Annotated in this window: 6 protein-coding genes, 1 other RNA gene and 1 pseudogene; all 8 read right to left on the reverse strand. The window is 38.0% G+C overall.

What is annotated here, in order from left to right:
- Positions 1-263 precede the first annotated feature (263 nt).
- Positions 264-603: a transfer-messenger RNA gene (ssrA, locus tag BWI44_RS13170) on the reverse strand.
- An 82-nt stretch (positions 604-685) separates the two neighbouring features.
- Positions 686-1,153 carry an SsrA-binding protein SmpB gene (gene smpB / locus BWI44_RS13175; RefSeq protein WP_286814518.1) on the reverse strand — a complete coding sequence of 156 codons (468 nt, stop codon included), beginning with the start codon at positions 1,151-1,153 and terminating at the stop codon, positions 686-688.
- A gap of 125 nt (positions 1,154-1,278) precedes the next feature.
- Positions 1,279-3,450 carry a ribonuclease R gene (gene rnr, locus BWI44_RS13180; RefSeq protein WP_286814520.1) on the reverse strand — a complete coding sequence of 724 codons (2,172 nt, stop codon included), beginning with the start codon at positions 3,448-3,450 and terminating at the stop codon, positions 1,279-1,281.
- A gap of 657 nt (positions 3,451-4,107) precedes the next feature.
- Complete coding sequence (gene secG, locus BWI44_RS13185; RefSeq protein WP_286814522.1) at positions 4,108-4,350, reverse strand: preprotein translocase subunit SecG; 243 nt, start codon at positions 4,348-4,350, stop codon at positions 4,108-4,110.
- 101 nt (positions 4,351-4,451) lie between these two features.
- On the reverse strand, positions 4,452-5,993 hold the full coding sequence (gene gpmI / locus BWI44_RS13190; RefSeq protein WP_286814523.1) for a 2,3-bisphosphoglycerate-independent phosphoglycerate mutase: 1,542 nt from the start codon (positions 5,991-5,993) through the stop codon (positions 4,452-4,454).
- A 180-nt stretch (positions 5,994-6,173) separates the two neighbouring features.
- Positions 6,174-6,923 carry a triose-phosphate isomerase gene (gene tpiA, locus BWI44_RS13195; RefSeq protein WP_286814525.1) on the reverse strand — a complete coding sequence of 250 codons (750 nt, stop codon included), beginning with the start codon at positions 6,921-6,923 and terminating at the stop codon, positions 6,174-6,176.
- Between the two features lie 98 nt (positions 6,924-7,021).
- On the reverse strand, positions 7,022-8,215 hold the full coding sequence (locus BWI44_RS13200; protein WP_286814526.1) for a phosphoglycerate kinase: 1,194 nt from the start codon (positions 8,213-8,215) through the stop codon (positions 7,022-7,024).
- A gap of 201 nt (positions 8,216-8,416) precedes the next feature.
- Positions 8,417-8,851 (reverse strand): annotated as a pseudogene (locus BWI44_RS13205) (type I glyceraldehyde-3-phosphate dehydrogenase); the annotation flags it as partial.

Genomic DNA, 8,851 nt, shown 5'->3' on the forward strand with positions numbered 1-8,851 from the left:
AATCATAGCCATGCTCCTTTACGGTAGATTCTAACAACGATTTTAGAATCTCGCTGGATTTTGGTAGATTATAACGAAATCCGTTATGGCTATGAGAGAACACAAAGAGGCTACCACACAGGAAATTCCCTGTGTAGTAGCCTCTTTCTTTATTTCTTGGCATAGGCAAGTGGAAACACCAGGACAAATATCCCGCCGGTCATATAGACCGTTGGGGCAGAGCAAAAGCCAGGCGAACCGGCTTGGTTCGTCTGGCTCTGCTTTGGTGGATCAGGCGGGAATCGAACCCGCGTCCGAAAGCCCATTCACTGTACTTCTACTATCATAGTCGGTCAATTTTGATTCCCCCGGATGCAAGAGGACAGACACTCTCACATCGTCGGTAGCTTCATGATACGCCCATATGCGCAAAGCTTAACATATGTCGTTTCCTGCATAGTCGATGCCCGGATCTTAAAGTGCAGGTGCTCTAAGTCGGACAACTGCCATTAGGCAGCGTAAGCTAATTCGTCTTTAGCGTTTAATTTTAAGTTTGTGATTTGACGCATCACCTGCGGATAGCTTCTCCAACTTCAAGACCCCTGTCGAAACCATTACTACCCCTAACAGTATAGTAATAGTACACTGAGCAATCAGCTGTAGTTTAGATGATATTACAAATCAATTCGTTTGTCAATGGAAATAATTAATATAAGTTCTTCACTTTAAAGCTCTTTTCCGCTTCTCTACGTTGGTCTTTCTTTGCAATGTCCTGGCGCTTATCATACAATTTCTTACCTCTTGCCAGTCCAATCTCTACCTTTACCAGACTACCACTTAGATAGACATTGAGTGGTACCAACGTATAACCCTTTTGTTGAATCTCACCTGTCAACTTGTTAATTTCATACTTATGCAACAATAACTTCTTTGTCCTCAATGGATCTTTATTAAATATATTTCCCTTCTCATAAGGAGAGATATGCATGTTGTAAATGTATACTTCCCCTTTCTCAATCTTGACAAAGGATTCTTTGATACTGCACTTACCTAGTCGAAGAGATTTGACCTCTGTGCCATGTAATGCAATACCAGCTTCATATTTTTCATCAATAAAATAATCAAAAAAGGCTTTCTTGTTATTGGCAATTAATTTCTTTGATTCTTTTGCCATTTCATTTCTCCAATCTTAACTGACTATCTCTATTATAGCCAAAATAATAAGAATTTCAACAGTGTTTATAACGGGAAACAGTGGGTCTCATGAGTAACCCACTGTTTCCTCTGTATTTTAATGCATTAGTCTTCTTTTGCCTCTGCATGATCAGCATCAGTATCGATAGTATCCTCATCCTCTGCCAGTATAAAATCTACTGTTCTCGCTAAGGAATCTACACCATCTACAACGATTCTTACTTTCTGTCCTAGCTTGTAGACCTTCTTTGTATGCTCTCCAACCATAGTATAGGACTCTTCATCATAGAAATAGTAATCATCCTTTAGATTGGTTACCTTAATCATACCTTCGCAAGTATTCGGAAGTTCTACATACATACCCCAAGTTGTAATACTAGAGATAACACCTTCAAATGTCTCTCCAATAAACTGTTTCATATACTGTGCTTTCTTCAGCTTATCTACTTCTCTCTCCGCCTCATCTGCACGTCGTTCCATTGCACTAGACTGTGCCGCTACATCAGGAAGGATTCTTTGATAGTGGTTAGAACGTTTCTCACTGATGCCTCTGCGTAGATTCTCCTTAATGATACGGTGAATCTGTAAGTCTGGATAACGTCTGATTGGAGACGTAAAGTGACAGTAATACTTGGTAGACAATCCAAAATGTCCATCATTGGTTACAGTATACTTCGCCTGCTTCATACTACGTAAGGTAAGTCGGCTGATCAATGCTTCTTCTGCAGAACCTTCTACCTTGTCTAACAACTTCTGAATTTCTTTTGGATGAATCTCATCCTGACCAACCTTAATGGTATAGCCAAAGTTATTGATAAAGATACCTAACTTCTGAATCTTTTCTTCATCTGGTGCCTCATGAGTACGATAGACAAATGGAATCTCCTGCCAGAAGTAATCTTCTGCAACCGTCTCATTAGCAACTAGCATAAAATCTTCAATGATTCTAGTTGCTGTATTACGCTCATATGGTTTAATCTCAATTGGTTTTCCCTTCTCATCCAAAATAATCTTACTTTCTGGGAAATCAAAGTCAATACCACCACGTTTTCTACGTCTTTCTCTAAGAATTGATGCCAGCTCCTGCATTAGTTCAAACATACCAACCAATGGTTCGTATTCTTTACGTTCTGCTTCATCACCATCAAGAATCTTCTGCACGCTATTATATGACATTCTTCTAGTAACACGAACAACCGTCTCTGCAATCTTATGTCCTATTACATTACCTTTTATGTCAATGTCCATAAAGCAACTAAGTGCCAGACGGTCTACTCCTGCGTTCAAGGAACAGATGCCATTGGATAGTTTATGAGGAAGCATTGGAATAACACGGTCAACCAGATAAACGCTGGTGCCACGCTTTAATGCTTCAACATCAAGTACAGAATCCTCTTTTACATAGTTAGATACATCCGCAATATGAACACCTAATTTATAAACATTTCCTTCCTTAGTTAAAGTTATGGCATCATCTAAGTCTTTAGCATCCTCACCATCAATCGTAACCATTGGCCAATCTCTGATGTCTGTTCTACCACTAATATCTTTTGGATCCACTTCATCTGGTATATCATCGATATACTTCATTACTGGTCCAGGGAACTCTGTCGGAAGGCCATATCCCTTTACAATGGACATAATATCCACACCAGGATCATTAATATGACCAAGAATCTCTACGATTCTACCTTCCGGCTTCTTATCCTTGCTACCATAATCCGTAATCTTAACAACTACCTTATGACCGGTAACTGCACCTTTACAGAATTCCTTTGGAATATAGATATCGCGATTGAATTTTTGATTATCTGTAATGACGAAACCATAGTTCTTACTCTTAGCAAAGGTTCCTACAACTTCATCCGTTTTACGCTCTACGATAGAGACGATAACACCTTCTCGTCTCTTTCCTGTTTGACCTTCTAATATTTTCACCTGTACGATATCGTTATGAAGAGCACCTTTTTGTGAATTTTCAGGAACGAAGATATCTTGATCCTCACCCTCGATTACAACGAAACCGAAGCCTTTGCTATTACCAACAAAAGTACCAACCTTCACATTGTCAGCACAAACTTTAAATTTTCCTTGTACATCTATGGTTATTTTCCCTTCACCTACCAGACTCTCTAATACTTCTCGTAAGTCATCTTTTTCATTACGTGGAACTTGTAATGTTGCTACTAATTCTTTAAACTTTAGCGGTCTGTATTCTTTACTGCTGATATAGGAAAACACCAATTCCTTTTTTTGTTCTAATAATAGTTTATCCATCTGACATCGCCAGCCTTTCCTGTTGTTATTTCTATGCCTACAACAAAAGACAATCTATAAATTTATTATAGCATATGTAAGATAGAAATATAAGTAATCTTGATATTTTACCTTATTGTTAAGAGATATCAATACGTTTGTTTGTTTCCTTAACCCACTACTCTATAGCTATTAAAATATTACTCAATAGTCCCAGGAGATCATAACACGAGAAAAAGCCTCTTCTGTCTGTACTTTGCCTTTAAGACCTTCTATCACTATACAACTGTCTGTATTCTTAACCTTTATTATATAGACATAGCTAGTCTTCTACGCATTGTAATAATCTATTGCATATGCTATAGCCTGCAATACCGGTTGGCCATCCTTTGTCACCTGCAAAATTTCTGACTTTTCCTCAACCGATCATCCATCGGATGCATCAACTTTCACACGTATCCTATCCCCTATATGATTTACTTTAAAAATACCTGTGTAACCGGAACTACAACTAACGAAAGCCAACAGCATTAGCACAAATAGAATAATAAGCTTTGGGGTTACTTTCATATTTCCCATCCTTATTTTTACATATATATCATACCATAATACTCTATACATTAACACAAAAAGAGACACCTTATTCAGGTGTCTCTGATTAGTCATCATATTCAGGATCTATTTCCAGAATCCCATATTAAGTAACGCAGAAATAATTACAAATGCAACAGAAAGTACAATTGTGATTTTATTCATAGCGCCATCCATTGTACGTCCTTTATTCTTACCCCAGTAAGTATCAGCTGCACCACTAATAGAACCTAAACCAGCTGATTTACCTTCCTGCATAAGTACAACAACGACTAATGCAATACATATAAGTATATACGCAATTATTGTAATAACCTTAAGAGCTTCCATCTTTTACACCTCCTAATGCTTAACATAATGATTCTATCACACTGGGACAGGTATTTCAACAAATTTATTTACTAATATGTTGAAATACCCCTCAGTCTTCTTTAGTTCTTTTTCACTAATAAAGATTTACCTGTCATCTCTACAGGTTGTGGAATTTCCATCATCTCAAGTAAAGTAGGTGCGATATCAGCAAGACAACCACCCTCACGAAGGGTATAATCAGACTTATAGTTTACAAGAATGAAAGGAACTGGATTTGTTGTATGCGCTGTAAATGGATCACCAGTATTATAGTCTACTAACTGCTCACAGTTACCATGATCAGCGCAGATAAACATCTGTCCATCAACTTCAAGTAATGCATCATATGCCTTTCCAACACACTCATCAACTGCTTCGACTGCTTTGATTGCCGCATTCTCGATACCTGTGTGTCCAACCATATCTGGATTAGCAAAATTAATAATGATTACATCGTATTTATCAGATTTGATAGCTTCTACAAGATTATCAGCTACCTTGTAAGCACTCATTTCTGGTTGTAAATCATAAGTAGCTACCTTAGGGGAATTAACAAGAATACGGTCTTCTCCTTCATAAGGTTGCTCTACACCACCGTTAAAGAAGAATGTAACGTGTGCATATTTCTCAGTCTCAGCAGTACGTAATTGTTTCTTACCAAGCTTAGAAAGATATTCACCAAGGGTATTTGTAATCTCAACTTTATTGAAAGCTATCATTTTATTAGGAATTGTCTTGTCATATTCAGTAAAGCATACATAGGTTGTTTCAATCTTATCACGAGTAAAACCAGCGAATTCAGGATCACAGAATGCACGAGTAATCTCTCTTGCACGGTCTGGACGGAAGTTAAAGAATATAACACTGTCATTATTCTTAATTGAAGCAACTGGTGTGCCATTCTCTATTACTACAGTAGGAACTACAAATTCATCGTTCTCTCCCTTTGCATAGGATTGCTCTACTGCTTCAACAGCACTGTTAGCTGTAATGCCTTCACCTTTTGTCAATGCAACATATGCTTTTTCTACACGATCCCAACGATTATCACGATCCATTACATAGTAACGACCCATAACAGATGCAATCTTACCAACACCGATCTCTTTCATCTTTGCTTCTAATTCTTCTACAAAGCCTTTACCGGATGTTGGAGCTGTATCACGACCATCTAAGAATGCATGAACATATACTTTCTTAAGTCCCTGACGTTTTGCAAGCTCTAATAAGCCATATAAATGCGTATTGTGACTATGCACACCACCATCAGATAGTAATCCATACATATGAAGAGCAGAATCATTCTTCTTGCAATTCTCCATAGCTGCTAATAATGCTTCATTTTCAAAGAAAGTACCATCAGTAATCTCTTTCGTGATACGAGTTAATTCCTGGTATACGATACGACCAGCACCCATATTCAAATGTCCAACTTCAGAGTTACCCATCTGACCATCTGGAAGACCAACAGCAAGACCACTAGCATATCCTTTTACAAAAGGATATTCAGACATTAACTTATCCATTACTGGAGTCTTAGCTTCCTTTACAGCATTTGCTTTTTCAGTTTCATTTAATCCATAACCATCAAGAATCATTAATACCGTAGGTTTTTTGCTCATAATTTCTGCTCCTTTATCAATACACTTAATGCGAACTATTTCGAGGAGATTCTATACTCGCTCTTGTTAGCTTATAAATCTAATACTATCTCAGCCAACAACATTCGCCAAATACTCCTAACAGGGTATTCCCCTGCTAGAAGTGAATCGTCTAGCTTCGCAAATCGATTAAGCTGACAATTATTTATTGTAGTTTACAATCTTACCAAAGTCTGGTTTTAAGCTAGCACCGCCAACAAGACCACCATCGATGTTTGCCTGAGCAAACAATTCTGGTGCACTAGCAGCAGATACGCTTCCACCATACTGAATACGGATAGCAGCTGCAGTAGCTTCATCATAGATTTCACCAATGCATACACGAATTGCTGCACAAACTTCTTCAGCCTGCTCAGTAGTTGCAACTTTACCAGTTCCGATTGCCCAGATTGGTTCGTAAGCGATTACAGCAGTTTTAGCCTGATCAGCTGTTACATCTAAGAAAGCAATCTTAATCTGTTGACGAATGAAATCGATAGTAACGCCCTGCTCACGCTGAGTTAAGGACTCACCACAGCATACGATTGGTGTAATGCCATGCTCGAATGCTTTTTTCACTTTTTTATTTACAGTTACATCTGTCTCAGCGAAGTACTCTCTTCTTTCACTATGACCAATAATAACATATTTTACACCGATGTCAGTTAACATATTTGGAGCAATTTCTCCAGTATAAGCGCCGCTTTCTTCAAAGTACATATTTTCAGCACCAATTTGGATATTACTACCCTCAGCTGCTTCCATAGCTTTTGTTAAAGAAATAGCTGGTACGCAGAATACTACGTCAACATCATCATTTTTTACTAATGGTTTTAATTCTTCGATAAGTTTTACAGTTTCACTTGGAGTTTTGTTCATTTTCCAGTTACCTGCAATAATTTTTTTACGCATAGTCAATCTCCTTAATATTATTTATTTATAGGATATATTTATATAACCCAAATAAGGGGACGTTAACGGCCTTACCCTGGTAACGTCCCTCAAAAATATTATTTATCGTTTGCTGCAGCAACACCTGGAAGTTCTTTGCCCTCTAAGAATTCAAGAGAAGCTCCGCCACCAGTAGAGATATGAGTCATCTTGTCACCGAATCCTAAAATATTAACAGCAGCTGCGCTATCACCACCACCGATAATAGTAGTTGCATCGATATCAGCTAAAGCCTTTGCAACTGCGACTGTACCAGCAGCAAAGTTAGACATTTCGAATACACCCATAGGTCCGTTCCATACAACTGTCTTAGCATCTTTGATTGCAGCAGCGTAAAGTTCACGAGTCTTTTCACCAATATCAAGACCTTCCCAACCAGCTTCGATATGACCACGTTCTACAGTTTTAAACTCCGCATCGTTAGAGAAGTCATTGGCTACAACTGTATCAACAGGAATTAATAATTTAACACCTTTCTTCTCAGCCTTTTCCATCATCTCTTTCGCATAATCAAGGTAATCTGCTTCAAGAAGAGAGTTACCAACTTCTTCTCCCATAGCTTTCATGAATGTATAAGCCATACCACCACCAATGATTAAGGTATCTACTTTATCAAGTAAATTGTTGATAACAGAAATCTTACTTGATACTTTAGAACCACCAAGGATAGCAACAAATGGTCTCTCTGGATTATTAACTGCATTTCCAAGGAAATCGATTTCCTTCTGCATTAAGTAACCAACTACTGCAGTATCTACGAACTGAGTAACACCAACGTTAGAACAGTGAGCTCTATGAGCAGTACCGAAAGCATCGTTTACGAATACATCAGCTAAAGAAGCAAGATCTTTAGAGAAAGCTTCCTCGTTCTTAGTCTCTTCTTTTCTATAACGAGTGTTTTCAAGAAGAACAACATCTCCGTCTTTCATAGCAGCTACAGCAGCTTTTGCATTTGGTCCAACTACTTCTGGATCAGCAGCAAATTTAACTTCCTTACCAAGTAATTCGCTTAAACGAACTGCTACAGGAGCTAAAGATAATTCAGGCTTTGGCTCACCCTTTGGTTTTCCAAGATGGGAACAAAGGATTACCTTTCCACCATCATTGATTAATTTTTTAATAGTAGGAAGAGCAGCTACAAGACGGTTCTCATCAGTGATTTTACCCTCTTGTAATGGTACATTGAAGTCACAACGAACTAAAACGCGTTGGCCTTTTACATTAATATCATCTACAGATTTCTTATTTAGCATTGTATTACTCCTTTCCATATTAACGAGCTCGCATCCTCGCGGATCGTTTTATGTGATAGAAAAGCTTTACACTTTCTTATCATATAAAAATAGGTCTGGCCCTTAATAGAATCAATAACGATTGATTACTTTACAAAGACCGGACCTATTTAAGATCGTAAAGTATTTACCTTACAAATTATACTACTGCTTTGTTACCAATTAAGCTAATTCAGCAAAGTATTTGATTGTTCTAACCATCTGGCTAGTATAAGAGTTTTCATTATCATACCAGGAAACAACTTTAACCATAGTTGTGCCATCTCCCATATCCATGCACTTAGTCTGAGTAGCATCGAATAAGGAACCATAAGTGATACCAATGATATCAGAAGATACTAATTCTTCTTCAGTGTAACCGAAGGAATCACTAGCAGCAGCTTTCATAGCAGCATTTACATCATCAGCAGTTACAGTGCCTTCGCACATAGCTACTAATTGAGTTAAAGAACCAGTTGGAACTGGAACACGCTGTGCACAGCCATCTAATACGCCGTTTAATTCTGGGATAACTAAACCGATTGCTTTTGCAGCACCAGTGGAGTTAGGAACGATATTAACAGCAGCTGCACGAGCTCTTCTTAAATCGCCTTTTCT

The sequence above is a fragment of the Bacteroides sp. Phil13 genome (assembly GCF_001940965.1).
Classification (GTDB): Bacteria; Bacteroidota; Bacteroidia; order Bacteroidales; family Bacteroidaceae; genus Bacteroides; species Bacteroides intestinalis.

Excerpts from the sequence above, each read along its gene's own strand:
- smpB (WP_286814518.1), bottom strand. The coding sequence starts at position 1,153 with ATGGCAAAAGAATCAAAGAAATTAATTGCCAATAACAAGAAAGCCTTT.
- rnr (WP_286814520.1), bottom strand. The coding sequence starts at position 3,450 with ATGGATAAACTATTATTAGAACAAAAAAAGGAATTGGTGTTTTCCTAT.
- secG (WP_286814522.1), bottom strand. The coding sequence starts at position 4,350 with ATGGAAGCTCTTAAGGTTATTACAATAATTGCGTATATACTTATATGT.
- gpmI (WP_286814523.1), bottom strand. The coding sequence starts at position 5,993 with ATGAGCAAAAAACCTACGGTATTAATGATTCTTGATGGTTATGGATTA.
- tpiA (WP_286814525.1), bottom strand. The coding sequence starts at position 6,923 with ATGCGTAAAAAAATTATTGCAGGTAACTGGAAAATGAACAAAACTCCA.
- BWI44_RS13200 (WP_286814526.1), bottom strand. The coding sequence starts at position 8,215 with ATGCTAAATAAGAAATCTGTAGATGATATTAATGTAAAAGGCCAACGC.